A 26,738-nucleotide genomic window follows, 5' to 3' on the forward strand; every position below is an offset into this window, starting at 1 on the left:
CCGCGCGCGTCCTTGTCATTCCGGCTGGATGTTGGCCTTGTCGATCACGGCCTTCCAGGCCTGCGCCTCCTGCTTGATGCGCGCGGCGAACTCCGCCGGGGTGCTGCCTATGGGCGTGACGCCGATGTCGGTGTACTGCTTGCGGATGGCGGGATCCTTCAGGACCTCGCGCAGCGCGCGCGAGAACTTGTCGATGATCTGCGGATCGGTGCCCACCGGCGCGGCCAGTCCCCACCAGTTGCCCGTGACCAGGCCCGGCAGGCCCTGCTCGGCCGTGGTCGGCACCGACGGCAGCATGGCCAGGCGCTCGCCGTCGGCCACGGCGATGGCGCGCAGTCTGCCGCTGGCCACGTGGCCGGCCACCGAGCTGAGCGCGGTCACGTAAAGCTGGATCTCGCCCGCCATCAGCGCCTGGACGGCGGGCGGCGAGCCCCGGTAGGGAACGTGGGTCAGCTGCACGTTGGCGAGCTGGCTGTACAGCTCGGCCGCGAGGTGGGGCGGGGTGCCGTTGCCGGGCGAGCCGAAGTTCAGCTTGCCGGGGTTCTTCTTCGCCTCGGCGGTCAGATCGGACAGGGTGCGGATCTCGGGCGAGCCATTGACCACCAGCACGGACGGGCCGTTGCTCAGCAGGGACACGGGCACCAGGTCCTTGGTCGGATCGAAGCGCATGCCCTTGAACAGATACTGGTTGGTGACGAAGTTGTTGGTCGCGCCCAGCAGGAAGGTGTAGCCGTCCGGAGTGGCGCGTACCACTTCGTCGGCGCCGATGTTGCCCGAGGCCCCGCTCTTGTTGTCGATCAGGATGCGCACGCCGAACTGCTTCTCCAGTTGCAGCTGGACGAAGCGCAGGGTGATGTCGCCGGTGTTGCCGGGCGCGTAGGGAACCACCACGCGTATCGGGCGCGAGGGCCAGGCATCGGCCGCCACGGCGGCGGTCGAGGCCAGGACGCAGGCGGCGGCGATGCTGGCGACCGCCAGCCGGCGGGCCGGGAACGGAACGGATTTCATGGGCAAGCTCCTTCAGGGGGTGGGGCGACGATGTGGCCGTCGACCACCGTCAACAGGGAATGCAGCGTGGCGATCTCGTCCTCGGCGCAGGTCAGCGGATCGGCGTTCAATACCGCCAGGTCGGCCAGCTTGCCGGGCTCGATCGAACCTCGGGTGTCTTCGTCGAATGTCAGCCAGGCGCCGCCCCGCGTGGCGATGTCCAGCGCTTCCTGCCGGCTCAGCGCCTGGCCGGGGGCCACCCGGCCGCCGCCGCGGCTGCGGCGCGCGACCGCGTGCCAGATGGGGCCGAACAGCGAAACGGGCAGGTTGTCGCTGCCGAACGCCACCGCCACCCCGGCCTCGCGCAGGCGGCGCAGCGGCACGATGTCGTCCTGGCCGGCGGCGCCGCGGCGCTGCATCCAGAGATCGCCGTCCTTGTAGATGTGGCGGTTGGTATGCGTGGTCAGCACCAGGCCGAGGTCGCGTATCCGGGCCAGGGTGTCGGCGTCGATCACCGGCTGGTGGCCGAGTACCCAGCGCTGGCCGTCGATGGGGTGCAGGCGGTGGGCCTGTTCGAACAGGGGCAGCAGGTCGGGCCAGATGCCCGCCACGCGGATGCCGGCGCGGGCGGCCTCGGCCAGCAGCGGCGCCAGCGTGTCGGCATCCAGGGCCGCGCCCGCCTGGAAGCCGGCCCAGCCGGTACAGGGGTGGTTGCCGGCCCGCAGCATGTTGTTAAGCGGATCCTTGTCGATCTCGGCATACAGGCCCTGCACCCGCAGCATGTCGTCGCCCCGGCCGCGGCGCGCCAGCCAGGCGCTCCATTCGCGCAGCAACTCCAGCGCCTGTCCTTCGCCACGGGGTCCCCAATAGGGGCTCAGGACCAGGGTGGACCGCACGGTCGACGCCCCCTGGCCGCGGACCGTCTCATAGGCGTCGATGACTTCGCCGGCCACGCCGTGTCCTTCGAACACGGCGGTGGTGCCGTAGCGGTTGTATTCGGCCATCGCGTGCCGCAGGCCGCTGGCGCGCTGTTCGGCGGAGAAGCCGGGGGCCGCGCGCATCAGGGTGTGTTCGACGATGGGTACCAGCGTGCGCTCGACGAACCGGCCGGTGGGGCGCCCGGCGGCATCGCGTTCGATGTCGACGTCGGGCGAGGGCGAGGCCGTGGCCGGCGTCACGCCCGCCAGCGCCAGGGCGCGGCTGTTGGCCACCGAGACCAGCGGCGCGCGGTTGCGCCAGTATCCCCAGATGGGCCGGATGTAGACGGGATGGTCGGGGCTGACCCGGTCCAGGTCGTCGCGGGTGGGGTAGGGGCCGTTGGCCAGCGCGTCGTCGGGTTCGGGATATTCGGGCGGCCGGCCGACCGGCTGGGTCACGATCCAGGTTCCCGGCGGCGCCTTGGCGACTTCGGCGGAAATGATGTCCAGGACGTCGTCGCGCGTGCGCGCGCCGGCCAGGCTGGGCAGGTGGCGCCGCAGGCCCTCGCGGTCCATGTGGGCGTGGCCGTCGGTCAGCCCCGGCAGCACCGCCTTGCCGCCCAGGTCCACGCGCCGCGCATCGGGGCCGGCCATGGCGAGCACGTCGTCATCGCGGCCCACGGCGGCGATGTGGCGGCCGCGGATGGCGACGGCCGGGGCGATGTCGCCGCGGTCGTTGCAGGTGATGATCTTGCCTCGGTGAAGGACCAGGGTGGACGGCACGGCCGGATGGCTCCTGCGGTAAGCGTTCCGGCAAATCTAGCAGAGTCGACTAATTGTAAAAATTGAAATATTCATATAGATTCATAGTGATTTCCAATACTTCACCGGCGGATCCGCACGATGTCGATCTCCCTGCGCCAACTCGAGGCCTTCGTCGCGGTGTGCAACGAAGGCAATTTCAGCAAGGCGGCCCAGCGCATCCATATTTCCCAGTCGGGCCTGAGCATCCTGATTCGTGAACTGGAACAGAGCCTGGAGTGCCGGCTGTTCGACCGCAGCACACGCCAGGTCAGCCTGACCGACGCCGGGCGCGAGTTCCGGGTGCCGGCGGCCCGCCTGCTGGCCGACCTGTCGGCGGCGGTCGGCAACGTCAAGGGGCTGGCCTCGCGCCAGCATGGCCACGTGACGGTGGCCGCGCCGCCGCTGCTGATGTCGCGTCTGGTGGTGGGCATCGCCGCGCGGTTCCGCAGCGCCTATCCGCACATCGCGCTGACGCTGCGCGACATCCCCTCGGAAGCCATTCCCGCGGGCATCGCCTCGGCCGACATCGACCTGGGCCTGGGCATGCTGCCGGCGGATCGCGACGAATACCTGGCCGAAGCCCTGGTGGAGGGGCCGCTGGTGGCGCTGCTGCCTCGCGACCATTCGCTGGCGCGCCGCCGCCATCTGAAGTGGGCGGACCTGGCGGCGACGCCCCTGGTCGCGCTCACGCCGGAAAATTCCTTCCGCCAATTCCTGGACGGATGTTTCGCCCGCCTGGACCTGCAGCCGCGGATCGCCGTCGAGGTCGTCCAGTTGAGCACCGTCATCAGCCTGGTGGAGGCCGGGTTCGGCGCCGCCATCATGCCGCCCTATGGCGCGCTGGTCCCGGGCGAAGGCAACTCGGTGGTCCGGCCGCTGCGCGATCCCGTGGTCCGCTCCGACATCGCGTTGATACGCGACCGCTTCCGTTCGCCCTCGGCCGCGGCGGCGGCCTTCATCGAGGTGGCGCGCGATGTCGTCGCGGGACGTTCCCGGCCCCTGCGCGTTACGTAACGCTCCTGCGTATGGTACGTAACGTTTCGGCTCCGCGGCCCGGTCGCGGGACCGGGAATCGGTGTGACTATCGCACCGAAGGAACATCTTCGGATTGCCGATATCCCGTTTGTTTTCAACGTTTCCGCCGCTTCGCGAGCCTTGGTTTCAAGGTCCGCGCAGGCCCGTGCCGCATAGGTCCGAAGCCGATGGCATAGCTTTTGCTCGAAGCTCCCGCAAACGTGTTTTCCAGCAGCGACCGATTCCCCATCCGGCGGATCGCGGCACTGGTGGGATACCTATCCGTGGGGGCTGAAATTGAACAAGACCTATCGCACCGTGTGGAGCCAGAGGCTCGGATGTTGGGTGGCGGTTGCCGAGACCGCGCGTGCCAGGGGTAAGGGCGGCGCCGCCAAGGCCGGCGCGCTTGCCGTGGCGCTGATGGCAGGCGCCTGGGCGGCGCCGGCGGCGGCCGACGGCATGCACGGCGTGCCGGGCCTGTCGAACGCGCGGCTGACCGATGGCGCCGCGGTGGGCGTGATGAGCCAGCTGCTGCAGGCCACGACCAATGCGGCGCCCAGCATCGCCCCCGTGGCGTCGGCCGTGCAGCAGGGCGTTTCGCAGACCGCGGCGGCCCTGGCCGGCATCGGTTCGCCCATGTTGCCGCCGGCCTCGGCATTGCAGCAGGTACCCATTGCCGAAGCCGTGCCGTCGCTGCCCGTGGTCAGCGAGGTGCTGGCCGCCGCGCCGGTTCCCGCCGCGGTCCAGGCCATCGCCGCCGCGCCCGCCGCGGTGACGAAGAAGGTCGCCTCGGCGCTGCCGGGCAAGGTCGGCACCGCCGTCGAGTCGGTCCCCGCCAAGCTGGCCGAGGTGCTGGCTTCCGCGCCGGTCGACAAGAGCCGGAATGCCGCCTCGCCCGTCGATGGCGCCGTCGCTTCGGCGGCGTCGCTGGGGTCGGTCGCCACGCTGTCCAACAGCGTGCCGGCTTCGCCCATGTCGCCGTTGAGCGGCAACGGTACGCTGGGCATCCTGCCGACCGGAGGCTCGCTGTTCCCCAGCAGCTCCAACCGTCAGACCATGGCGGTTGCCGCCTCGTCGGGCTCGGAGCCGCCGCCGCTCAATCCACCCGCGCCCACCGGCCTGGTGATCGGCACGGCCGGCCTGCTGGGCGGCGTCGGGCAGGGCCTGCAGCCGTTGACGATGAGCCTGTTCGGCCAGAAGGAAGCGTGGATGCGCTCCGGCGCGCTGAGCGTGAACCGCGAGAACATCAACGCCCGCTTCAGCGTGGTCAACGTGCTGGGCATTCCCATCCTGGACCTGGCGCCGGTCACAGGCACGCTGCAAGGCACGCTGGGCGGTTCGCTGCCCGAACAGAAGCTCACCCTGCTGGGCGGCGTGACCTCGGGCAACTACATCACCAACATCAATTCCGGCCTGACCTACAACAATGGCCTGCTGCTGCCGGGCACGCAGCCGCCGTCGTGGGTGGACAAGAACAACTGCCTGAACGTGCTGGGCCTGGCCGGCGCCACCTGCTGGGACATTCCCGCGGCGCAGAACAATCAGGTGCTGATCGGCGACGGCGCTTCGGCCAACGGTTCGCAGGAAGTCGTGATCGGCACCAACGCCAAGCACATCCTGCCCAACGAGGACGCCGGGACGATCTTCACCGATCCCAACATGCCGGGCGTGCCCGACACCAACTACGCGGCGCGCAAGGGCCACTCGGTCCTGATCGGCGACAGCACCTACGGCAACGCCAACGGCCAGACCATCGTCGGCGCTAGCGCGTCGTCGACCGTGGCGGGCGGCGTCGCGCTGGGCTTCCAGTCCGTGTCTGACCGCGAAGGCGGCGGCAAGGAATTGTTCTCCAACGCTGCGGTGCCGGTGCGCGGCGCGGTGTCCGTGGGTTCGGCGGGCAACGAGCGGCAGATCATCAACGTGGCGGGCGGCACGGCCGATACCGATGCCGTCAACGTGCGCCAGCTCAAGGCCGTGTCCGACCAGATCGATAACGTCGATGTCAACTCGGTCAAGTACGACGACGCTACCCGCGGCAAGGTGACGCTGGCCGGCGCCGGCGGCACGGTCGTGACCAACGTCAAGGCCGGCGCCGTGAACGCGACCAGCACCGACGCGGTGAACGGCTCGCAGTTGAACGACACCAATACCAACATTACCAACGTCGACAATCGCGTGACGAACGTGGACAACCGCGTCACCAACATCGACAACAGCGGCACCAAGTACTTCAAGGCGAACTCCACCCTGGCGGCCGCCTCGGCCGCCGGCGCGGACAGCGTGGCCGCCGGCGGCGCGTCCGTGGCCTCGGCCGCCAATGCCGTGGCGCTGGGCAATGGCGCCAATGCCAGCATGGCCAACAGCGTTGCGCTGGGCGCCGGTTCGACCACGACCGTGGGCGCGCAGGCCGACTATGTCGCCTATGCGTTGACCGCACGGCAAGCTTCGGCGGGCGAAGTCTCGGTGGGCAGCGCCGGCGCCACGCGCCGCATCACCAACGTGTCGGCGGGCAGCGCCGACAACGACGCGGCCAACATCGCGCAATTGAAGGCGGTGGACAACCGCATCGGCGACGTGGACAAGCTGGCGGTGAAGTACGACGACGACACCAAGACCAAGATCACGCTGAATCCGGGCGGCACCGGCACGGTGATCTCGAACGTCGCCAAGGGGGCGGTCACCTCGACCAGCACCGAGGCGATCAACGGTTCGCAATTGTGGGGATGGACTCAGGACGAGACCAACGTCATGAGCAACCTGAGCCTGTACAAGCGCATCAACGACATCAGCGTCGACACCAAGTACTTCAAGGCCAATTCGACCCTGGACGGGGCCCAGGCCGTCGGCGCGAACAGCGTCGCGGCGGGTCCGGCTGCGGTGGCCAACGGCGCGAGCAGCGTGGCGGTCGGCAACGGCGCGACCACGGCCACCGACAACAGCGTGGCCATGGGCGGCGCCTCGACGGCCTCCGGAGCGGCTTCGACGGCGGTGGGTTCCGATGCCAAGGCCACCGGCGCGCAGTCGACGGCGATGGGTTCCGGCTCGGCCGCCAGCGGCGCCAACGCGACCGCCGTAGGGTCGGGCTCGAAGGCCACCGGTACGGATTCGACCGCCATCGGCGCCAATTCCGAGGCCAAGGCGAACAACAGCGTCGCGCTGGGTGCGGGTTCGGTGGCCGACCGCGACAACACCGTATCGGTGGGTGCCGCGGGCAAGGAGCGCCAGATCACCAACGTGGCGCGCGGCACGGAGGATACCGACGCCGTCAACTACGCGCAGTTGAAGGAAGTCTCGGGCGACGTCACCAATATCAAGAAGGACGTGACGAACATCCAGGAAGGCAAGGACGGCATGTTCCAGATCGAGAACTCGCTCGCGCGGGACAAGCCCAAGCCCACCGGCAAGGATTCGGTGGCCGGCGGCGCGGGCGCGGTGGCCGAAGGCGCGGCGGCGACGGCGGTCGGCAATGCCTCCATCGCCAAGGGCGAGAACTCGACGGCGGTCGGCAATTCGGCGCAGGCGCTGGGCGCCAACTCGACGGTGGTGGGCAATTCCGCGCTGGCTTCCGGCGCCAACGCCTCGGCCTTCGGCACCGGCGCCAAGGCCGAGGGCAGCGGCAGCATGGCCATGGGCAACGGCGCGCAGACGGGCGCGGCGGCCACCAATTCGGTCGCGATCGGCAATCAGGCCAATGCCGCCCAGAGCAACACCGTCGCGCTGGGCAACAACGCCCAGGCCACGGTGGCCAACAGCATGGCGCTGGGCACCGGGGCGCAGGCCAGCGGCGCCAACAGCGTGGCCCTGGGCACGAACTCGGTGGCGAACCGGCCCAACGTGGTGTCGGTGGGCGCGGCGGGCCAGGAGCGGCAGATCGTCAACGTGGGAGACGGCACCGCGGATACGGATGCCGTCAACCTGCGGCAGTTGCGCAGCGCCACCTCGGACTTCACCAGCAGCATCAGCAGCGTGCGCGACGACCTGCGCAAGGTCGAGCGCAACGCCAACGCCGGCGCGGCCTCGGCCATGGCGGTGGCGGGCCTGCCGCAGGCGTACACCCCGGGACGCAGCATGGCCTCGGCGGCCGCCAGCCATTATCTCGGACAGTCCGCCATTGCCGTGGGGCTGTCCACCATTTCCGAGAATGGCCGCTGGGTCTACAAGATTGCCGGCAACGTCAATTCGCAGGGCAAGGTGGGCGCCGTCATCGGCGCGGGTTACCAGTGGTAGCGCGCATGAACGAATCATCGGAGGTCAGGATGCAAGAAAAGAACCCCCATGCCCGCCGCGCCGGCCAGGCCGGCAGGCGTCTCGCGCTGCTGACCGCATGCGTGGTTTCGCTGGCCGTGATGAGCGGCTGCTCGATGTTCCGCAGCTCGAAGGAGCCCGCCTCGCCGGCGCCGTCCTCGGCGGCCGCGGCGAACGGGTCCGCGGTGGAGTTCCCGGCCCGCGAATCCGCGTCGCTGAAGGAAGGCACATTCGTCAACCTGGACAATCTCAGGCAGATGATCCCGGGCATGACCAAGCCGCAGGTCTACGACCTGCTGGGCCCTCCGCACTTCAGCGAGGGCGTGTTCGGCGTGCGCACCTGGAACTACATCTTCAATTTCCGCACCGGCAACGGCAACGAGTTCATCACCTGCCAGTACCAGTTGCGTTTCAACAAGGACATGCAGACCGAGGCCGGCAACTGGAACCGGCGCGAGTGCGCGGACTTCGTATTCCCGCGCCCGGTGGCCGCGCCGCCGCCTCCGCCGCCGCCCGCGCCCGTGCCGGTCAAGCCGGCTCCCAGGCAGATCACGCTGGGCGCCGACGCGCTGTTCGCGTTCGACAAGTCCGACCTGGCCAGCATCTCGCCCGAGGGGCGCCGCCGCCTGAATGAGATCGGCAAGGAACTGCGCAGCGTGGACGTCGAGCGGGTGCGCGTGATCGGCCATGCCGACCGGCTGGGCAGCGCGAGCTACAACGACAGGCTGTCGCGCCAGCGGGCCGCCACGGTGGTGACTTACCTGGTCAATTCCGGCGTGCCGTCCAATCTGATCAGTTCGGACGGCAGGGGTTCGCGCGAACCGGTGGTGCAGTGCGACCAGCGCAACCGCAACGAGCTGATCGCCTGCCTGGCGCCGAATCGCCGGGTGGTCATCGAGATCCAGGGCAAGGCCGGTTCGTCGTGAGCCGGTCCGCGCCGCCCCCGGGGGCGGCGCGGAACCTCGGCTTACAGTGCGCATTTCGTTTGTCTGGCGGACGTCTCCGAGTTAGGATTACCCCTTATCGATCTCCCGCAACGCGCGCCCCGCAAGGCGCTTTCGGGAGCGCGCGCGGCGCGTGGGGGGGCCTTCCGGAGACACGCATGTCCGCATTCACTTCCCTTACCGAAAACTTTGCCGTGGCGCCCCAGCTGGCTCCCGATGACATGGCGGCCGTCGCGGCGGCCGGTTTCAAGAGCGTCATCAACAACCGGCCCGACTTCGAAGGTGGCCCGGCCCAGCCCTCCAGCCAGCAGATGGAGGCCGCGGCGCAGGCGGCGGGGCTGAACTACGTCCACCAGCCGGTCAACGGCGCGAACATCCAGCCCGGCGACGTTTCCACCTTCGCGTCGCTGCTCAAGACGCTGCCGGGGCCGGTCCTGGCCTTCTGCCGCAGCGGGGCGCGATCGACCAAGCTGTTCATGTCGGCCAGCAATTCCCTCTGACCGGACCGCGACGTGGCTTTCACGCTGGCGGGTGCGGTCGACGGCATCAAGCGGCGGCGCAAGCCGCTGGTGCGTATTCTCATCGTCCTGCTGGCGCTGTGGCTGCTGTTCCTGGCCCTGACCGCCTGGGGCATTCCGCGGCTGGTCCGCAGCGTGGCGCTGGCGCAGGTGCCGGAGGTTCTGGGCCGCACGGCCCGCATGGGCGAGGTCTCGTTCAATCCCTTCAAGCTGCGCCTGCGTGTCCATGATTTCGCCATCCTCGACCGGGCCGGCGCCAATCCGGATTTCTCGGTCGAGCAGGTCGAGGTCAATGCCTCGATCTCGTCGCTGTTCCGGTTCGCGCCGGTGGTGGACGGGCTGGCGATCACCGCGCCGCGCGTTTCGCTGGTGCGCGAAGGGCCGCAGCGCTTCAACATCAGCGACATCCTCGAGCGGCTGGCCGCCAAGCCCTCGGAAGACGGCCCACCGCCCCGCTTTTCGCTGAACAACCTCAAGCTGGACGGCGGCGAGATCACCATCGACGACAAGGTCACGGGCCGCCAGCATACGGTGCGCGACCTGCAGGTGGGCATTCCTTTCCTGTCCACGCTGGCCTATGCCACCGACATCGACGTGCAGCCCCGGCTGTCGGCGCTGGTCAACGGCAGTCCGTTCAACCTGGAGGGCACCGCGCGGCCCTTCGATACGCCGCGCACGTCCTCGCTGCATCTCAAGATCGACGACCTGGGGCTGGATGCGCTGGCCGATGCCGTGCCGGGCGCGGTGCCGGTGGTGCTCAAGCATGCGCGGCTCGACAGCGATGCCCAACTGGTGTTCGAGGAGGGCGGCTCGGCGGCGCCCAAGGTGCGCCTGGAGGGCAGCGCCACCGTGCGCGAGGTGGACGTGCGCGACCAGGGCGATGCCGCGCTGCTGGCGTTCAAGAGCCTGGCGCTGGAGAAATTCGCGCTGGAGCCGCTGGCGCGCCGTTTCCAGGCCGAACGCATCGTTCTGGCCGGCCCGTCGATCCATGCCAGCCGCTCGGCCGACGGGCGCGTGAACCTGGCCGAGGTGGCCGCGCGTTTCCAGCAGCCGGCGACACCTGCCCCCGCGGCCGCGCCGCCGCAGCCGCCCGCCAGCGCCGCTCCGGCGCCTTCGTCCCCGCAGCCTTCCACGCCCGCCGCGCCGGCCCCCGCACAGGCCGATGCCTGGCATGTGTCGGTGGGAACCGTGGCGTTGCAGGACGGCGAGCTTGCCTGGCACGATGAGCAGGACCGTTTCGATTACCGCATCTCCGAGTTCGCGGCCGAGTTGCGCGGCCTGAACCTGCCCGCCGCGCAGGACCAGGCCACGCCGCTGACCGTGGCCGCGCGCGTGGGCGAGGCCGGGCGCCTGGACGTGAGCGGCCCGATCCGCCTCCAGCCTTTCTCGGCGGACCTCGATCTCAAGCTGGATGCGCTGGCGCTGCCCGCGCTGGCGCCGCTGTGGAAACCCTATCTGGCGCTGCGCATCGACGACGGTTCGCTGGGCGCGGCGGCCAAGCTGCACGTCGAGCAGGGCGAATCCCTGGCGGTGCGCTGGAGCGACGGCAGCGTCGCGCTGCGCAAGCTGGCCGCGGCGCCCGTTTCGGACAAGGCCTCCAGTCTGAAACTGGAATCGCTGGAGGTGGGCGGCCTGGCGGGCGACCTGGCGGCACGCACGGCGCGGATCGAGCGCATCGCCATCGACGGCCTGGCCCTGGCGGCCACCCGGTCGGCCTCGTCGGCCGTGAGCTGGGCGGACATCGCGGTTCCCGCCGCGCCCCGCGCCCGGTCCGCCGGCAAGCCGGCCCCGGCTTCTTCGGCGCCCGCCCAGGCCGCGTGGAAGGTGACCGCCGGCACGCTGTCGGTGGCCAAGAGCTCGCTGCGGCTGACGGACGAATCCGTGTCGCCCCGTGTGGCGCTGCGCCTGGACGGCTTGCAGATGGAGGCGCGCAATGTCGGTTCCGACCTGCGCGCCCCCGTCGATTTCTCGCTGCGCTCGTCCGTCCAGGGCCGCGGCACCGCCGACATCAAGGGCACGGTCGTGCCCGAGCCGCTTGCGGTCAAGGCCCAGGTGCGCGCCGACCGGCTCGACCTGACCGCGCTGGCCCCCTACCTGGCCGAGCGGCTCAACGCCACCGTCAAGAGCGTCGTGGCGGGCGCCAACGGCAGGCTGGAATTCGCGGCAGCCACCGGCAGGCAGCCGCAGCGCGCGGTCTGGACCGGCGCCGCCGAGGTTTCCAACCTGGATCTGGTCGACAAGCTCAACGCGGCGGATTTCCTGAAATGGAAGCGGTTGGCGTTCAAGCGCCTGAACGTGGTCAGCGCGGGCGAGACGCTCAAGGCCGACCTGGGCGACATCTCGCTGGAGGACTTCTTCGCGCGCGTGATCCTGAGCGAGCAGGGGCGGCTGAACCTGTCGCAACTGATCGTCCAGCCGGGCGAAGAGGCCGGGTCCATCACGGCCGAAAAGCCAGCGGAACCGGCCGCGAAGGGGGAAAGCAAACCCGGGGAAAGCAAACCCGCGGTTGCCCAGCCGGCCAAGGAAGCCAGTGCCGCCCCGGAGGCGGGCGGCATGCCGCGCGACATCCGTGTGGGCGCGGTGCAGCTGGCGCGGGGCCACATCAATTTCACCGACAACTTCGTCAAGCCCAACTATCGCGCCAACCTGACCGACATCGCCGGCAGCATCTCGGCCGTGTCATCGGCCGACAGCCAGCCGGCCGACGTGCAGGTGACGGCCAAGGTGGACGGCGACGCGCCGGTGGATATCACCGGCAAGCTCCATCCTTTCGGGCCGCGGCTGTACACGGACATCCATGCCAGCGCCAAGGGCGTGGAGCTGCCGGCGCTGACGCCCTACGCGGCCAAGTACGCCGGCTATGCCATCGAGCGCGGCAAGCTGTCGATGGACGTGCATTATCTGATCCAGGACGGCAAGCTCCAGGCCACCAACAAGATCTTCCTCGACCAGCTCACCTTCGGCGAACGCGTCGACAGTCCCGACGCCCTGAAGCTGCCGGTGCTGCTGGCGGTGTCGCTGCTCAAGAACAGCCGGGGCGAGATCGACATCGAGCTGCCCATCTCGGGGTCGCTGGACGATCCGCAGTTCTCGGTGGGCGGCATCATCTTCCGCGCGCTGGTCAACCTGATCGTGCGCGCCGTGACGGCGCCGTTCTCGCTGCTGGCCTCGGCCTTCGGCTCGGGCGAGGAACTGTCCCACATCGACTTCGCGCCGGGCCGCGCCGTGCTCGACGACGATGCGCGCAAGCGCATCGAGACGCTGGTCAAGGCGCTGAACGACCGCCCGGCGTTGAAGCTGGACGTGGCCGGCCGGGCCAACCCATCGGTGGACACCGACGGCCTGCGCAAGGCGGGTGTCGAGGCCCTGATCCGCGCCCAGCAGCGCGAAGACCTGCGCAAGAAGGGCGACGACGGCGACGCGAAGGACCTGCCGCCCCTGGACGCCGCGCAGCGGGCCCGCTACCTGGAAAGCGCCTACAAGGCCGCCAAGATCGACAAGCCGCGCAACATGATCGGGCTTGCCAAGTCCTTGCCCGGGCCAGAGATGGAATCGCTGCTGGCCGCCAGCGTGAACGTGGGGCCCGAGCAGTTGCGCGAACTGGCCGTACGGCGCGCGCAGGCCGTGATGGCCGTGCTGCGCGAAGCCAAGCTGGGCGAGCGGGCCTTCGTGGTTGCGCCCAAGGTCGAGGCCAAGGCCGCCGAGGGCGCGAAGCAGACGGGGGTGGATTTCAGCTTGAAGTAGGCCCCCCCCTACGCGCTTCGCGCGCCCCCCAGGGGGCGAAACCGGCGGACTGGCGGAGCCAGATCCGCGGTTTCCTGGGTCTGGTGCTGTTGTCTTGGTTTGTGGCATCTGTGCTTCGCTGGCTGGATTTGGGGTTTGTTTTGTTCTTAATCTGGATATAAGATATCTAGATTGAGGCGTTGCCTTGCTTCCTGTCGAGTTATTCATCATGACGCGTAGCTCTTCTTCGTCCGCCAGTGCCTTGCCGGGGCAGGGGCTGGGATCGGTTGCCATTCTTGCGCTGGGGACGTTCGCGGTAGGGACGGATGCGTTCATCGTGTCGGGGTTCCTGCCGTCGATCGCGCAGTCGTTGCAGGCGTCGAATTCCCTGACAGGGTTGTCGGTCACGGTGTTCGCGGGGACTTATGCGCTGTTGGCGCCGGTGCTGGCGACGGTCACGGCGCCGTGGGCGCGTAATCGGGTGCTGGTGGGGGCGCTGGTGGTGCTGGCGGTGGCCAATCTGCTGTCGGCGCTGGCGCCGGATATCTGGACGCTGTTGGCCAGCCGTGCGTTGGCTGCCGTGGGGGCGGCGGCCTATACGCCGACGGCGACGGCGGCGGGTGGGGCGCTGGTGCGGCCGGAGTTGCGGGCGCGGGCGTTTTCGCTGGTCACGGGCGGGTTGACGGTGGCGACGGCGCTGGGCGTGCCGCTGGGCAACCTGGTCAGCCAGTGGTTCGGCTGGCGCACGGCGCTGGGCATGGTGGCCGCGCTGGCGGGGCTGGCCTGTGCGGGCGTGGCGTTGATCATGCCTTCCCTGCCGGGCCAGCCGCGTTCGTCGCTGCGCGCGCGCCTGGCGGTGCTGCGCCGGCCGGCGGTGGCCTGGGTGCTGCCGCTCACGGTGGTCGGCATGACGGCCTGCTACATTGTCTATGCCTATAGCGTGCCCGCGTTGCAGGCCCTGGGGATCGCCGACGGGCGCATCGGCATGATGCTGCTCTGCTATGGCGTCGGAGCGGTGCTGGGCAATCTGCTTGCCGGTTACGCGACCGATCGCTGGGGCCCCACGCCGGTGTCGGTCACCGCCTATGTGGCCATGGCGGCGTCATTCGGGATCATGGCGTGGCTGGCCGTGGCCGGCGCCGGGCATGACGTGGCGGTGGGGCTGCTGGTGCTGGTCTGGGGCATGAGCAGCTGGGGGCAGACGCCGCCGCAGCAACTTCGCCTGACCAACGCCGCGCCGCAGGAGGCGCCGCTGGTGGTGGCGCTCAATGCCTCCTGCATCTACCTGGGCATCGCCCTGGGGACCGCGCTGGGCGCGGGTCTGCTGGCGCATGGGGCGGTGCTGGGGTTTGCCGTGTCGGCGCTGGCGGCCCTGGCCGCGCTGGGGTTCGTCGCCGGCCTGGCCAGGCACGAGGGCGCCCGCGCGCGCTAGCCTGCCGCGCTTTCGTCCGTGGCCGCGTCGCCGCCTTGCAGGCGCAGCCACACCCGCCGCATGCTGAAGTCGTCGGGGTCTACGTCGATGTGGAACCCCAGCCTGCCCATCAGTGTCAGCATCGGCCGGTTGTTGCCCAGCACCACCCCCTCGATCATGGCCAGTCCCTGCCTGCGCGCCGCGTCCACCAGCGTCGTCATGAGCTGGATGCCCAGCCCGCGGCGCTGCCACGCATCGCCGATGACCAGCGCGTACTCGGCGCTTTCGCCGTCGGCGTTCAGCAGGTAGCGCGCCACGCCGATGACGGTCTCGCGCAGCTCGCCGGGGTGGTCGGGGTCGGTTTCCCAGACCGTCGCCACCAGGGCCAGTTCGCGGTGGTAGTCGACCTGGGTGTAGCGCGCCAGCGTCCGCGGCGAGAGTTCGCGCATGAACGAGATGAAACGCATGTAGCGGGTGTGTTCGGACAACTGGCGGGTGAAGTCCTGCAGCGGCGCGGCGTCCTCGGGCCGGATGGGGCGGATGGTGTAGGGCGAGCCGTCCTTGAACTGCAGGTGCCGGACCAGGCGGGCGGGGTAGGGGTGGATGGCCATGTGGGCGTAGCCGCCCAGCCCCGCGTCGGCCTCGCCCGCGGTCTCGCGCGTAAGGGTGATGCGGGTGTCGGCCGCGACGACCCGGTCGCCGTCGATCATGACGGGGTCGATGTCGATGGTCTCGATGTCGGGCAGCGCGCAGACGATTTCGGAGATGCGGACCAGCACGTCCTCGAGCGCGTCGAGGGCGCGCGGCGAGAGCTGGCCCGCCAGCGCGTAGCGCCAGACCGGCGAGCGTTCCATCAGGCGGCGTGCCAGGAAGCCGTTGAGCGGCGGCAGTTCCAGGCTGCGGTTGGAGGGGCTTTCGCTGCGCGAACGCGCGGACCCGAAGCGGATCACCGGTCCGAACAACGCGTCGCGCGCCACGCCCATGGAGACCTTGGCCGATCCGGGGGGGCCGGCCATGGCTTCCACCGTGATGCCTTCGATGTAGGCCTGCGGCGCGGCGGCGTGGGCGTTCGCCAGCATGCGCTGGTACGCCGTGACGAGTTCGGTGCTGTTGCGGATGTCCAGGTGCACGCCCCGCACGGCCGACTTGCGCACCACGTCGGGCGAGTCGATCTTGATGGCCACGGGAAAGCCGATCTGCTGCGCGGCGATCACCGCCTCGGCCGGCGTGCGGGCAAGCAGGACCTGGACCACCGGGATGTGGAAGGCCGCCAGCAGCGCCTTGCTCTCGGGTTCGGTCAGGGTCAGCCGGCCCTCCCTGCGCGCGCCGTCGAGCAGGATGCGCGCGCCGGCCAGGTCGGGTTCCTGGCCGGGCGGCTCGGGCGGCGGGGTCTGCAGCAGCAACTGCTGGTTGTAGTGATAGGTGGCCAGATTGCCGAAGGCGTCCACCGCGGCCTCGGGCGTGCGGAAGGAGGGCGAGCCGGCATCGTCCAGGATGCGGCGCAGCGGCCGCATGGCGGCGTCGCCCATGAAGCAGGTGATGACCGGCTTCGGGGCCTTGGGGGCGCTGGCGGCCAGGGCCTGCGCCACCGCGCGCATGTCGGCCTCGGGGTCGGGCGAGAGCACGGCCAGCACGCCGTCCACGCCGGCGTCGGCGACGATGGCCTGCACGGCCCGCGCGCAGGCCTGCGGATCGGGCGCCGAGAACTCGACCACGGGGTTGTCGGTCCAGGCATTGGCGCTGAGGGTGTCCGCCAGTTGCCGGCGCGTGTCTTCGCTCAGTTCCGCGCGCATGACCGGCCGGCCCGGTCCCAACTGGTCGAGCGCCAGTTGCGCCGGACCGCTGCCGTTGGCCAGCACCGCGATGCGCCGGCCGCTGGGCAGTTTGGCGAAGCCCAGCGCCTTGACCGCCGAGAACAGTTGCACGAAATAGCGGACCCGCACCGCGCCGGCGCGCCGCAGCGCGGCGTCGAAGACCATGTCGGACGGGACGGTGGGCGGCCCCGGCGGCAAGGCGCAGGCCGCCTCGTCCGCGGCCAGCGGCCGCACGCTGGTGCGCTCGCGGCCCGCGTGTCCGGCCTTGAGCACCACCACCGGCTTGACGCTGGCGGCGGCGCGGATCGCGCTCATGAACTCGCGGGCGTCGCGCACGTCCTCCAGGTAGAGCGCGATGCTGTCGGTGCGCGCGTCGGCCACCAGGAAGTCCAGCACGCGGGGGACGTCCAGCGCCGCTTCGCTGCCCAGGGACACGACGGTCGAGAAGCCGGTCCGGTTGTCGTCGGCCCAGTCCATGACCACCGCCATGATGGAACGCGACTGCGTGACCAGGGCGACGCGGCCCGAGCGCCCCAGCGAGGGATGCACGCTGGCGTTGAGGCCGGCGTGCGGCCGTTGCAGCCCGAAGCTGTGCGGCCCCAGCAGCACGCAGTCGTGGTCCGAGGCCCAGGCGCGGCAGAAATCGTTGTCCTCGAGCGACGGCTCGTGCGTGAGCACCGCCACTGCCCGCGGCCGGGCCGGCGCCAGCGTCTCCAGCGTGGTCCGCAGCGCCTCGCGGGGGACGGACACCACCGCCAGATCGGGCCGTTCGGCCGCCTGCGCCAGTTCCGCGGGCAGCGCGCAGGCCTGCCGCTCGTCCAGCCGCAGTTCGGTGGTGCGGGCGCGCAGCGCGGCGGGCAGGGATGCCATCAGCGGCAGCGGGCGGTCGCTGACGGCGATCAGCGAGCGGGGATCGAACAGCGGGGACAGGGCGTGCTGGGACATGGCCCTCCTTTTTGGATGAGGACGCGGCGGTGCGCGGCGGCCCTCGGGGGCCGCACGGTCTCGCTGCCATACAATACTACCCCGGTCAGTCGACCCTCGCGCGCTTCGCGCGCCCAGTATTCACCTCAGCACGAGAGCCGTTTTCCTATGAGCACCGATTCCTCGTCGTCCGGCCGCAATCCCGCGGTCCGTACCCGCTTCGCGCCGTCGCCCACCGGCTTCCTGCACCTGGGCGGCGCACGCACCGCGCTGTTCTCGTGGGCGTTCGCGCGCCATCATGGCGGCACTTTCGTGCTGCGGATCGAGGACACCGACCTGGAGCGTTCCACCCCCGAAGCGGTGCAGGCCATCCTGGACGGCATGGCGTGGCTGGCGCTCGAGCACGACGAAGGCCCGTTCTACCAGATGCGGCGCATGGACCGCTATCGCGAGGTGCTGGCGGGCATGCTGGCCGCGGGGTCGGCCTACTACTGCTACTGCTCGCCCGACGAACTCGAAGCCATGCGCGAGCGCGCCCGCGCCGAAGGGCGCAAGCCGCGCTACGACGGCACCTGGCGGCCCGAGCCGGGCAAGGCCCTGCCGCCGGTGCCCGAGGGCCGCAAGCCCGTCGTGCGCTTCCGCAACCCGCTGGACGGCGACGTCACCTGGAACGACCTGGTCAAGGGGCCCATCACCATCGCCAACGCCGAACTGGACGACCTGATCATCGCCCGGCCCGACGGCACGCCCACCTACAACTTCTGCGTGGTGGTGGACGACTGGGACATGGGCATCACCCACGTCATCCGCGGCGACGACCACGTCAACAACACGCCGCGCCAGATCAACATCCTGCAGGCCCTGGGCGCCACGCTGCCGGAATACGGCCACGTGCCCATGATCCTGGGGCCGGACGGCGAAAAACTGTCCAAGCGCCATGGCGCGGTCAGCGTCATGCAGTACGACGACCAGGGCTACCTGCCGGAAGCCATGATCAACTATCTCGCGCGCCTGGGCTGGAGCCACGGCGACGACGAGATCTTCACGCGCGAGCAGCTGGTCGAGTGGTTCGATACCCGCAGCCTGTCGAAGTCCGCCGCGCAATGGGATCCGAAGAAGCTCAACTGGGTCAACGCCCACTACATCAAGCAGAGCGCCGATGCCGACCTGGCCGCGCGCGTTGCGCCGCGCATCGCCAGGCGGGGCGGGGCGGTCGAGGGCGTGGACCTGCCGGCCATCATGGCGCTGCTCAAGGAGCGGGCCGAAACGCTCGAGCAACTGGCCGACGATGCCATGCTGTTCTGCGGCGAATTCGATGCCGCCGCCACGCCGCCTGAACTGGTCGCGCAGCACCTGACCGACGCTGCGCGCGCCATCCTGCGCGACTTCGCGCAGGAGGCCGGCTCGATCGAATGGACCCGTGAGCAGATCGCGGCGCTGATGAAGGCCACCCTGGCCAAGCATGGCGTCAAGATGCCGGCGCTCGGGATACCGCTGCGGGTGGCCGTGACGGGGCGGGCGCAGACGCCGGCCATCGATGCGGTCCTGTCACTGCTCGGTCGCGAGAAAGTGCTGGCCCGCTTGCACGCGGTTTAAAAACCGTGCATAATCTCGCTTCTTCGCAGGACGGGGGTATAGCTCAGCTGGGAGAGCGCTTGCATGGCATGCAAGAGGTCAGCGGTTCGATCCCGCTTACCTCCACCAGTCCGGGAAGAAGTTGTTGCAGTACTGTAGTTCCGGGTCCCCTTCGTCTAGAGGCCTAGGACATCACCCTTTCACGGTGAGTACAGGGGTTCGAATCCCCTAGGGGACGCCAACCGCCACAGGTTGGCAGCAGTAAAAAAACGCCGCTGCGGAGCGGTAGTTCAGTTGGTTAGAATACCGGCCTGTCACGCCGGGGGTCGCGGGTTCGAGTCCCGTCCGCTCCGCCAAGAATCAGAAAGCCCTGCTAAATTCCCGTGTTTAGCAGGGCTTTTGCTTTTCTGTCCCGGCATTCTTGGGAGCCCATCAAGCTTTCGAGTCTTGGATTTTGGTACCAAAAAGATGTTCCGGGGAGAGTTCGTCGGACTCAATGGTGGGGCCGACTTCTACGCGTCGGATGTTCCCGGCCTCGTTCGCGAAGGGAAGGCATCGCTCAAGGTCTTTCTCGACATATGTGAGGAGCGTGGCATTGAGCCGCGTAAGCACTTTTCAGGGAAATTCAATCTGCGTGTTTCCGCGAAGGTACACGAAGCCGCGAGCATTGCCGCGGCGGCGGAGGGCGAAAGCCTCAATCAATGGATTGCGAAGACCATCGAAGAGGCTGTGTCCACGCATTGAGAACATGGGTGAGATGCTTGGGTTCGAGTGCCGCCCTGCTTGGACCCGCAAGCAAAAATATGGCTATAATCCAGATCCCGCTTGAAAAAATTTCCGCGGGCATCCACCCAGATGGATGGCAGTACGCAGTGGGGGTATAGCTCAGCTGGGAGAGCGCTTGCATGGCATGCAAGAGGTCAGCGGTTCGATCCCGCTTACCTCCACCACAAAGCAGTTCCAGGTCCCCTTCGTCTAGAGGCCTAGGACATCACCCTTTCACGGTGAGTACAGGGGTTCGAATCCCCTAGGGGACGCCAATCGCCCAGGTTGGCAGCAGTAAAAAACGCCGCTGCGGAGCGGTAGTTCAGTTGGTTAGAATACCGGCCTGTCACGCCGGGGGTCGCGGGTTCGAGTCCCGTCCGCTCCGCCACTTCGGAACAACAGTGGGCACTCCGCCCGCCGCCGTTCCTACGCCGTTAGGGGTGAGCACGCGTAGCAGGTTGCTCTTTGAGCCCATGTCCGGACTTCCTCGCGATCGACCTCCACGTTGGGCCATGGTCGCGGTGAGACCACAACGTTTATCGTAGTGCTACAGCGTAGACATAGTCTCATCTTCATCGGCGTGCCCCGCCATTCCGCCATTCGCCGCCGTTTCGACTTTTGAGCCGTCGCCGCTACGCTCGGCTGCTGAATGATGGCTTGTGGGACTTGGCCTAAGGCAGCCCGACGCAGACATCTGCCGTTGCCCCACGAGGCAGGCGTAATATGCTCCCCACCTGATGGAGATGGAAATGGAGATCCGAGCGGGCCTTCCAATAATCGGCTTTGAGGACGCCGCCGCCTTCGGCACTTGGCTGGCGGCGGAACCGAGGACTTCGAGGGGGTTGTGGCTAAAACTCGCCAAAAAGGGCGCGGCGGTTACCAGTCTCTCGAAAGCGGAAGCAATCGACGCGGCGCTTTGCCATGGCTGGATCGACGGCCAGCTCGACAAGTATGACGAGGAGAGCTGGCTAGTTCGCTTCACGCCGCGCAAGCGCGCAAGCAAATGGTCCGAGGTCAATCGGACCCGCGCTGTGGAGTTGATCAAGCAGGGTCAGATGCAGTCCACTGGCTTGGCCGAGGTGCAGGCCGCCAAGGCCGACGGTCGGTGGGATGCTGCTTATGCGCCCGCGAGCTCCGCGCAGGTGCCGCCCGATCTGCAGGCCGCGCTCGATGCCGCGCCCCGGGCCGCAGAGTTCTTCGCGACTTTGAAAGGTGCGAACCGCTACGCGATCCTCTATCGCGTCAGCACGGCGAAAAGGTCCGAAACGCGCGCCAAGCGTATCGCTGATTTCGTCGAGATGCTCCAACGCGGCGAGACGGTTCATGGCTAGTCCAGTACCCCTCGTTCGATTGGCGCATGTGGCGTAGCCCGCCAAGGAATTCCAAGGGTTAGTGCGCTAGCAGCCACTAGCCTTTTTGTTTGGGCGTTGGTCATGGCTTTTGCCGCCTCGCGGAGCCGGGCATGCGATTTGCGGAATACCGCTTCCATACCCAAAGACCAAAGAGGTGATGCCATGAAATGCTCGAGTTCCACTCGCAACACGCTGCTCGCCGTCCTGTTGGCGGCTGCCACGCCACTCGCCATCGCGCAGACCAGCTCGCCCAACCAGACGAGCCAGGATGCCAGGACCGACATGGGCCCATCCACCGGCTCGTCCGGCAAGCCCCTGCCCGCGGGCCAGGGGAAGAACAGTCCGCAGCCCGAGTCCACGAAGCGGACCGGGCCCGTCGAGCACGGAAGCCGCAGCGACATGGGGCCGTCCAGCGGAGCCTCGGGCAAGCCCTTGCCCGCCGGCCGCGGCGGCTCGGACGCGGCTCAGCCTTCCGGCGACCGCACCCGGCCCGGCGGCAACGACCGGGAATCCCGGACTGACATGGGGCCGTCGTCGGGCGCGTCGGGCAAGCAGGTTCCTTCGCCTGACAGCGGCTCGCCGCCGGGAGGCTCGATGCAGCGATGAGTCGCGGAAACTGGCGCCCGCCTTCGCTGGCGGGCGCCGGCTGCCAGCGGGGCGTATGTCGATTCGTCGGCGAATGATGTCGATTGATCGTTCCTGGTTGACAATTGCCACACCCACTTCCAATATCCGCGACGTCCATGCGTGCCCCGTATGACGGCTGCCGATGCGGCGGGCCGTGCGGGAGCGGGCGTCAACCAGCGGAGTGTCCCCGACCATGCAATTCCCCATCGACCCGGCCGATCTGCAGCGCCGCAGGCTTTTCAAGTTCACCGCGTCGGCGCTGGCCGTGCAGGCGGTGGCCGCGTGCGGGGGCGATGCCCATGCCGCCGATGGCAATGCCAGCGACGCGGTTCTCAAGGCGGTGGCCGATTTCGGCGCGCTGGCGCCCGAAGGCACGCACTGCCTGGTGCGGGCCGACGTGCCCGATGCTTCGTGGAGCGCAAGCTACAACCCCGACCGGCAACTGTTCATCGGCAGCGCGATCAAGACCTTCATCCTGGGCCAGTTCGTGATCGACGCGGAAACGTCGTACAACGGCATTTCCGGGAACATGCCGCAGACCATCGGCGACGAGGTCCGCTCGCCCGGCAGCCCCGTATTCGTCGATCTGAACGGCACGCTGCCCGCCAAGTACGCGCTGGAGGCGATGATCGCCCACAGCGACAACACCGCCACCGACATGGCCTATGCCGCCGTGGGGGCGGACCGGGTGCGGCAGCTGATAGCCCGGGCGGGGCTGACGCGCACCCGGATCCCGGATTCGACACGCCGCCTGTTCTCGTACCTGGCCGGGGCGCCCGACGGCGTGGACCTGGGCTGGGAGGCCTTGATGGCGGAGCTGGCGAAGCCTTCGCTGCCGAATGCGCGGCAGGCGATCAACGACAGGCAGTCGATGCTCAGCACGGCCACCGAGCTGGTGGCGTGGTACCGGCAATCGCTGTCGGGCAAGTTCTTCACCCAGCCGGCGACCCTGACGGAGTACAAGCGGATACTGGCGATGGCCGACGCGATCTCGCTGGTGGTGCCGGCGGACATCATCGCGTATGGCAAGGGCGGCAGCATCGACTGGCTGGACTTCCACACCATCAGCTTTCCCGGCCAGATGATCGTCGACCGGGTGCCGGTCACGTTCTGCTTCACCTACAACTGGCGCGGCCCGGAAACCAGCACGGGCGCGCCTTTCCAGGCGTTCGTGAAGGCCGTGCGCCCGGTGTTGCAGGCGTGCGTGGACGCCATCCGCAAATAGCGCCGCAAGAGGCCAGCCATGGACAGCGACGCGCCCTTCGAGACCCTGGAGCGCGACCAGTGCGCGCCGGCTCCGGCGCTGGGGACCTGGGTCCACCAGGTTGCCCTGGCCCTGATGAGCCGGCCCCAGGACGAGGCCATTTTCCTTGCCCTGCAGGCGCTGGGAACGCTGGCTCAGGTCGATCGCGCATGGATGTTCGAATACGATGCGCGCGCCCTGCGCTTTCGCAACACCCATGAATGGTGCCGGTCCGGCATCACCTCCCATGTGAGCGATCTCCAGGATGCGCCGGTCACGATGATCGCGTGGCTGCATCGCGCCCTGAGCCAGCGGCGCGCCGTCATGATCCATGACGTGGCGCGCATGCCGCGCGCGGCAAGGTCGGTGCAGGCGGAAATGCTGCGCCAGCAGGATCGCAGCGTGCTGAGCGTGCCCGTGTTCCATGAAGGCCGCCTGCGCGCCTGCATAGGCTTCGATGCGACGCGCGCGCCGGTGCGCTGGCAGCCGGCGCAGGCGCTGGGCCTGTTCCTGTGCGCGGACCTGGTCGCGCAGGCCCGCTATGGCGGCACGGAAACCGAGCGCAGCCGGGCGCGGGCGCAGCTCTACGAGCCCCTGCTTTACCTGCGGCTGGGGCACGGAACCCGCGGACTGGCCCCGGCGGACATCCTGGGCGTGCGCTCGGCGCGCGATTATTCCCAGATCTGGCTGGCGGGCGGCGGTTCGGTCCGGGACATGCGGCCCCTGTCCGCCTGGGCGGCGCTGCTGCCGCAGGAGAGCTTCATGCGCATCCACCGTACGGCGCTGGTCAACCTGGGGCACGTCAAGGCGCTGGAGCGGGGCGCTTCGATGCCGTGGACCGTCCAGTTGCGCGGCCTGGGTCAACCCTGGTCGGTGTCGCGGCCCTATCGCCAGGCGCTGCGCGCCAGGCTGGGAGTCTGAAGCGCAGGGCGGGCGCGCATCTTGCTGAGGGGCAGGCAGGCCTTGCCAAGGCCGCTTCCTTCGCTATCGAGGAGAACGCCATGCTCACCACAATAATTCTGATCATCCTGCTGCTGGCGCTGATCGGCGCCTTTCCCGCATGGCCCCATGCTGCCAACTGGGGATACGGACCCTCGGGCATCATCGGGGTGATCCTGGTCGTGCTGATCGTCCTGCTGTTGATGGGAAGGATATAGGCCTGGACGGTGCGGGGGCGCTCAGCGGCGGTCTGCGCCGCCCTGGCGCTCCCGCCAGTTGCGCCGCATGAGAATGAACGTGAACGAGGTGGACCAGCCGATCAGGATCAGGCCCACCAGGGGTTCCACCGAGGCCAGCAGGCGCAGCGGCCCGGTGGGAAAGATGTCGCCCAGGCTCTGGGTGGTGAAGGTTTCCAGTCCGAAGTAGATGTAGGCCAGTGGGCCCGCGCTGGCCGCGCCGGTCAGGTGCCCCAGTCCCAGCCATTCCGCGCCTATCCAGTAACCGGCGCCGAACAGCAGGCCTTCCAGGCAATGGGCGGCGATGATGGCGCAGATCAGCACGCCTATGTTCGCCCGCCCGCTCCAGCGCCGCGGATGGATGGAGGAAATGAAGCGCAAGGCTTCGTAGTGCAGGGCGACGGTACCGATGGAGAAGACCACGGTCAGGCCGATGGCCATGAAATAGTGCGCCGGCATCGTTTCTTTGTCAGGACTTGTTGCGGGTATGGGGCGATTATTGCAGTTGTAGCACCCCCCGGGCGGGCCGCCGCGCGCGTGGGCGCCGTGGAATGCTACGCTTGATGGCCTCAAGAAGAAGGAGAACGTCCATGAAACGGACCTGGAAAATCCTGCTCGCGGCGGTCGTGGTGCAGGGGCTGGCGGCCTGCGCCCAGCAGGGCGGCGCGGCCGGCGGCTCAGGCGCCAAGACCGATGCCTCGATCCTGACGGCCTATCACTGGCGCCTGCAGCAGGCGCTGAACGCGACCGGCGCGCCCCAGCCCGATGCGGTGAACACCCACGGCGGCCAGGCGCTGCAACTGACCTTCGCCGGCGAGCGCGTGGCCGTGGCCGGCCTGTGCAATACGCTGGGCGGCGGCTACCGCGTCGATGGCGGGCGGATGTCCATCACGCAGATGGTCGGCACCCTGCGCATGTGTCCCGACCAGGCCTTGATGAAATACGAGCGGGACGTGGCCGAGCGGCTGCCGACGGTGTCGGGCTGGGAGATCCTGGGCGGTGCCGCGCGGCCTGACGCGGCGGCGCAGCCCGCCCTGAAGCTGACCTTCGCCGACGGCAGCCAATGGCGGCTGGCCGGTACGCCCACCGACCAGACGCGCTACGGCTCGGCGGGCGAGACCATGTTCCTGGAGGTGGCGCCCGACCTGGTGCCGTGCAGCCATCCCCTGATCCCCAACATGAAGTGCATGCGGGTGCGCACGGTCAGCTACGACGGCGCCGGCATCAAGCAGGGCTACGGCGATTGGGAAGCCTTCTACGGCAACATCCAGGGCTATACCCACTCGGCCGGCGTGCGCAACGTGCTGCGGATCAAGCGCTATACCGTCGCCAACCCGCCGGCCGACGCCTCGCGCTACGCCTACGTGCTGGACATGACCGTGGAAAGCGAGCAGGTGTCGGGGCGCTGAGCCCCGGCCGGCGTTTCATCCCAGGCGCCGCGCGGCGTCCAGGGCCAGGCCCGTTCCTATGCTGCCGAACGTGTCTCCCTGGACCGCGCGCGCCGCGGGCAGCAGCGACGCCACCCGATTGCGCAGCAGCGGCACGCTGCTCGATCCTCCCGTGAAGAACACCGTATCGACCGCGTGCGCGGCAATGCCGGCGGTGTCCAGCAGTCCCGCGATCGTCCCGCCTATCCGGTCCACCAGGTGTTCGATGGCGGCATCCAGGTCGGCGCGCGTCGCCACCTGGACCAGCCCGGGCTCGACGCGGCCCAGGTCCATCCGGGCCTCGGGCTCGGCGGCCAGCGCGATCTTCGCTTCCTCGACCTGGAAGGCCACCCAGTGGCCCGCGCGTTCCTTGACCAGTTCCAGCAGCCGGGCAAGCTTGTCTTTCTCTGCCGATTCGTGGAACAGCTCGGCCAGCATGGTGGCAGACTTGCGGGCATAGACCTGGTTGATGGTGTGCCACGATGCCAGGTTGAAGTAGGGTGTCGACGGCATCTCCTTGCCGCTGGCCAGGCGGCTGCCCAATCCCAGCAGCGGCATCACGGTGCGCAGGCTCAGGTACTTGTCGAAGTCGGTGCCGCCGATGTGGACCCCGCCGTTGGCCAGGATGTCGTCGCGCCGGTCGGCATTGGCGGCGCGCGCGGGATTCAGGCGTATCAGCGTGAAGTCCGACGTGCCGCCGCCGATGTCCACCACCAGCACCAGTTCCTCGCCGGTGATCTGCGATTCATAGTCGAAGGCGGCCGCCATCGGCTCGTACTGGAATTCGACGTGGCGAAAGCCGACCTCGCGGGCGATGTCGGCCAGCGTCTCCTGCGCCTTGGCGTCCGCGCGCGGATCGTCGTCGATGAAGAAGACGGGGCGGCCGAATACCGCCTGGTCGAAAGTCCTGCCGGCCGCGCGCTCGGCGCGCCGCTTGAGCTCGCCGATGAAGCGGGAGAGCAGCAGACGGAACGGCAGCGCCCGGCCCTGGACCTCGGTGTGGCCTTCCATCAGCGGGGTGCCCAGCAGGCTTTTCAGCGCCCGCATCAGCCGGCCGTCATAGCCTTCCAGGTAGTCCCGGACCGCCGCGCGGCCGAAACTGGTCTCGATGTCCTCGGCGTGGAAGAAGACCGCGGACGGAAAGGTCGGCTGGCCGTCTTCCAGCGCCAGCAGGGAGGGGGCGGCGGGCCGGTGCCAGCCGACGGTGGAGTTGGACGTCCCGAAATCGACGCCGCATGCGTTTGAGATCATGAAGGGAAAGGGAAAAAGCGCC

At 68.9% G+C, this 26,738-nt stretch carries 19 protein-coding genes and 6 tRNA genes; 20 read left to right on the plus strand and 5 right to left on the minus strand.

Translation table 11 applies throughout. The features are described from left to right. Positions 1–15: 15 nt before the first annotated feature. Together EV675_RS11250 and EV675_RS11255 are read right to left on the minus strand one after the other, a co-directional pair. Entirely contained in the window at positions 16–1,008 is a 993-nt protein-coding gene (locus EV675_RS11250; protein ID WP_130357321.1) for a Bug family tripartite tricarboxylate transporter substrate binding protein, read from the minus strand. After that, on the minus strand, positions 1,005–2,687 hold the full coding sequence (locus EV675_RS11255; RefSeq protein ID WP_130357322.1) for an amidohydrolase: 1,683 nt from the start codon (positions 2,685–2,687) through the stop codon (positions 1,005–1,007). The genes EV675_RS11250 and EV675_RS11255 overlap by 4 nt, the downstream gene beginning before the upstream one ends. A 120-nt stretch (positions 2,688–2,807) precedes the next feature. Here EV675_RS11255 and EV675_RS11260 point away from each other — a divergent pair, with 120 nt between their 5' ends. The 6 genes from EV675_RS11260 (at position 2,808) to EV675_RS11285 (ending at position 14,584) form a co-directional block, all read left to right on the plus strand. Further along, positions 2,808–3,722, plus strand: a complete 915-nt coding sequence (locus EV675_RS11260; RefSeq protein ID WP_130357323.1) for a LysR family transcriptional regulator — start codon at positions 2,808–2,810, stop codon at positions 3,720–3,722. A 297-nt stretch (positions 3,723–4,019) separates the two neighbouring features. Then, a complete protein-coding gene (locus tag EV675_RS11265; RefSeq protein WP_130357324.1) occupies positions 4,020–7,949 on the plus strand; it encodes a YadA-like family protein in 3,930 nt (1,309 codons plus the stop codon). 5 nt (positions 7,950–7,954) lie between these two features. Next, positions 7,955–8,893 (plus strand): OmpA family protein, encoded by a 939-nt coding sequence (locus EV675_RS11270; RefSeq protein ID WP_130357325.1) that lies wholly within the window; start codon positions 7,955–7,957, stop codon positions 8,891–8,893. Positions 8,894–9,069: 176 nt separating this feature from the next. Further along, on the plus strand, positions 9,070–9,411 hold the full coding sequence (locus EV675_RS11275; RefSeq protein ID WP_130357326.1) for a protein tyrosine phosphatase family protein: 342 nt from the start codon (positions 9,070–9,072) through the stop codon (positions 9,409–9,411). Positions 9,412–9,423: 12 nt separating this feature from the next. Then, positions 9,424–13,173, plus strand: coding sequence for a DUF748 domain-containing protein (locus EV675_RS11280; protein ID WP_130357327.1), 3,750 nt, complete (start codon positions 9,424–9,426; stop codon positions 13,171–13,173). Between the two features lie 208 nt (positions 13,174–13,381). Further along, positions 13,382–14,584 carry an MFS transporter gene (locus EV675_RS11285; RefSeq protein ID WP_130357328.1) on the plus strand — a complete coding sequence of 401 codons (1,203 nt, stop codon included), beginning with the start codon at positions 13,382–13,384 and terminating at the stop codon, positions 14,582–14,584. Here the strand turns inward: EV675_RS11285 and EV675_RS11290 are convergent. Further along, a complete protein-coding gene (locus EV675_RS11290) occupies positions 14,581–17,322 on the minus strand; it encodes a bifunctional acetate--CoA ligase family protein/GNAT family N-acetyltransferase (RefSeq protein ID WP_130357329.1) in 2,742 nt (913 codons plus the stop codon). The two genes, EV675_RS11285 and EV675_RS11290, sit on opposite strands and share 4 nt — an antisense overlap. 147 nt (positions 17,323–17,469) lie before the next feature. On the opposite strand from EV675_RS11290, the gene gltX reads away from it, so the two are divergent. The 13 genes from gltX to EV675_RS11355 all read left to right on the plus strand — a co-directional run bounded on the left by gltX (position 17,470) and on the right by EV675_RS11355 (position 24,020). Further along, positions 17,470–18,897 carry a glutamate--tRNA ligase gene (gltX, locus tag EV675_RS11295; protein WP_130357330.1) on the plus strand — a complete coding sequence of 476 codons (1,428 nt, stop codon included), beginning with the start codon at positions 17,470–17,472 and terminating at the stop codon, positions 18,895–18,897. Between the two features lie 32 nt (positions 18,898–18,929). Beyond that, positions 18,930–19,005 (plus strand) — tRNA-Ala (locus tag EV675_RS11300). A gap of 36 nt (positions 19,006–19,041) precedes the next feature. After that, a tRNA-Glu gene (locus EV675_RS11305) sits at positions 19,042–19,117 on the plus strand. Between the two features lie 38 nt (positions 19,118–19,155). Then, positions 19,156–19,232 (plus strand) — tRNA-Asp (locus EV675_RS11310). 91 nt (positions 19,233–19,323) lie between these two features. After that, positions 19,324–19,620, plus strand: coding sequence for a type II toxin-antitoxin system HicB family antitoxin (locus tag EV675_RS11315; protein ID WP_130357331.1), 297 nt, complete (start codon positions 19,324–19,326; stop codon positions 19,618–19,620). A gap of 130 nt (positions 19,621–19,750) precedes the next feature. Then, positions 19,751–19,826 (plus strand) — tRNA-Ala (locus tag EV675_RS11320). A gap of 14 nt (positions 19,827–19,840) precedes the next feature. Continuing rightward, positions 19,841–19,916 (plus strand) — tRNA-Glu (locus EV675_RS11325). A 36-nt stretch (positions 19,917–19,952) separates the two neighbouring features. Continuing rightward, a tRNA-Asp gene (locus EV675_RS11330) sits at positions 19,953–20,029 on the plus strand. A gap of 361 nt (positions 20,030–20,390) precedes the next feature. Then, a complete protein-coding gene (locus EV675_RS11335) occupies positions 20,391–20,972 on the plus strand; it encodes a YdeI/OmpD-associated family protein (RefSeq protein ID WP_242621383.1) in 582 nt (193 codons plus the stop codon). Positions 20,973–21,155: 183 nt separating this feature from the next. After that, positions 21,156–21,599, plus strand: coding sequence for a hypothetical protein (locus EV675_RS11340; RefSeq protein WP_130357333.1), 444 nt, complete (start codon positions 21,156–21,158; stop codon positions 21,597–21,599). Positions 21,600–21,813: 214 nt separating this feature from the next. After that, positions 21,814–22,845, plus strand: coding sequence for a serine hydrolase (locus EV675_RS11345; RefSeq protein WP_165404539.1), 1,032 nt, complete (start codon positions 21,814–21,816; stop codon positions 22,843–22,845). Positions 22,846–22,863: 18 nt separating this feature from the next. Continuing rightward, a complete protein-coding gene (locus EV675_RS11350) occupies positions 22,864–23,784 on the plus strand; it encodes a LytTR family transcriptional regulator DNA-binding domain-containing protein (RefSeq protein WP_242621384.1) in 921 nt (306 codons plus the stop codon). An 80-nt stretch (positions 23,785–23,864) separates the two neighbouring features. Beyond that, on the plus strand, positions 23,865–24,020 hold the full coding sequence (locus tag EV675_RS11355) for a DUF3309 family protein (protein WP_087779361.1): 156 nt from the start codon (positions 23,865–23,867) through the stop codon (positions 24,018–24,020). A gap of 21 nt (positions 24,021–24,041) precedes the next feature. Here EV675_RS11355 and EV675_RS11360 read toward each other — a convergent pair whose 3' ends face one another. Next, the gene (locus EV675_RS11360) at positions 24,042–24,497 is read right to left on the minus strand and encodes an ion channel (protein WP_130357335.1); all 456 of its coding nucleotides are present in this window, start codon (positions 24,495–24,497) and stop codon (positions 24,042–24,044) included. Between the two features lie 131 nt (positions 24,498–24,628). On the opposite strand from EV675_RS11360, the gene EV675_RS11365 reads away from it, so the two are divergent. Continuing rightward, on the plus strand, positions 24,629–25,447 hold the full coding sequence (locus EV675_RS11365; protein ID WP_130357336.1) for an META and DUF4377 domain-containing protein: 819 nt from the start codon (positions 24,629–24,631) through the stop codon (positions 25,445–25,447). A gap of 15 nt (positions 25,448–25,462) precedes the next feature. Here the strand turns inward: EV675_RS11365 and EV675_RS11370 are convergent, their stop codons facing one another. Beyond that, the gene (locus EV675_RS11370; protein ID WP_130357337.1) at positions 25,463–26,716 is read right to left on the minus strand and encodes an Hsp70 family protein; all 1,254 of its coding nucleotides are present in this window, start codon (positions 26,714–26,716) and stop codon (positions 25,463–25,465) included. Between the last annotated feature and the right edge of the window lie 22 nt (positions 26,717–26,738).

Origin of the sequence: Pigmentiphaga kullae (assembly GCF_004216695.1) — a bacterium.
In the GTDB taxonomy this organism is placed as follows: domain Bacteria; phylum Pseudomonadota; class Gammaproteobacteria; order Burkholderiales; family Burkholderiaceae_B; genus Pigmentiphaga; species Pigmentiphaga kullae.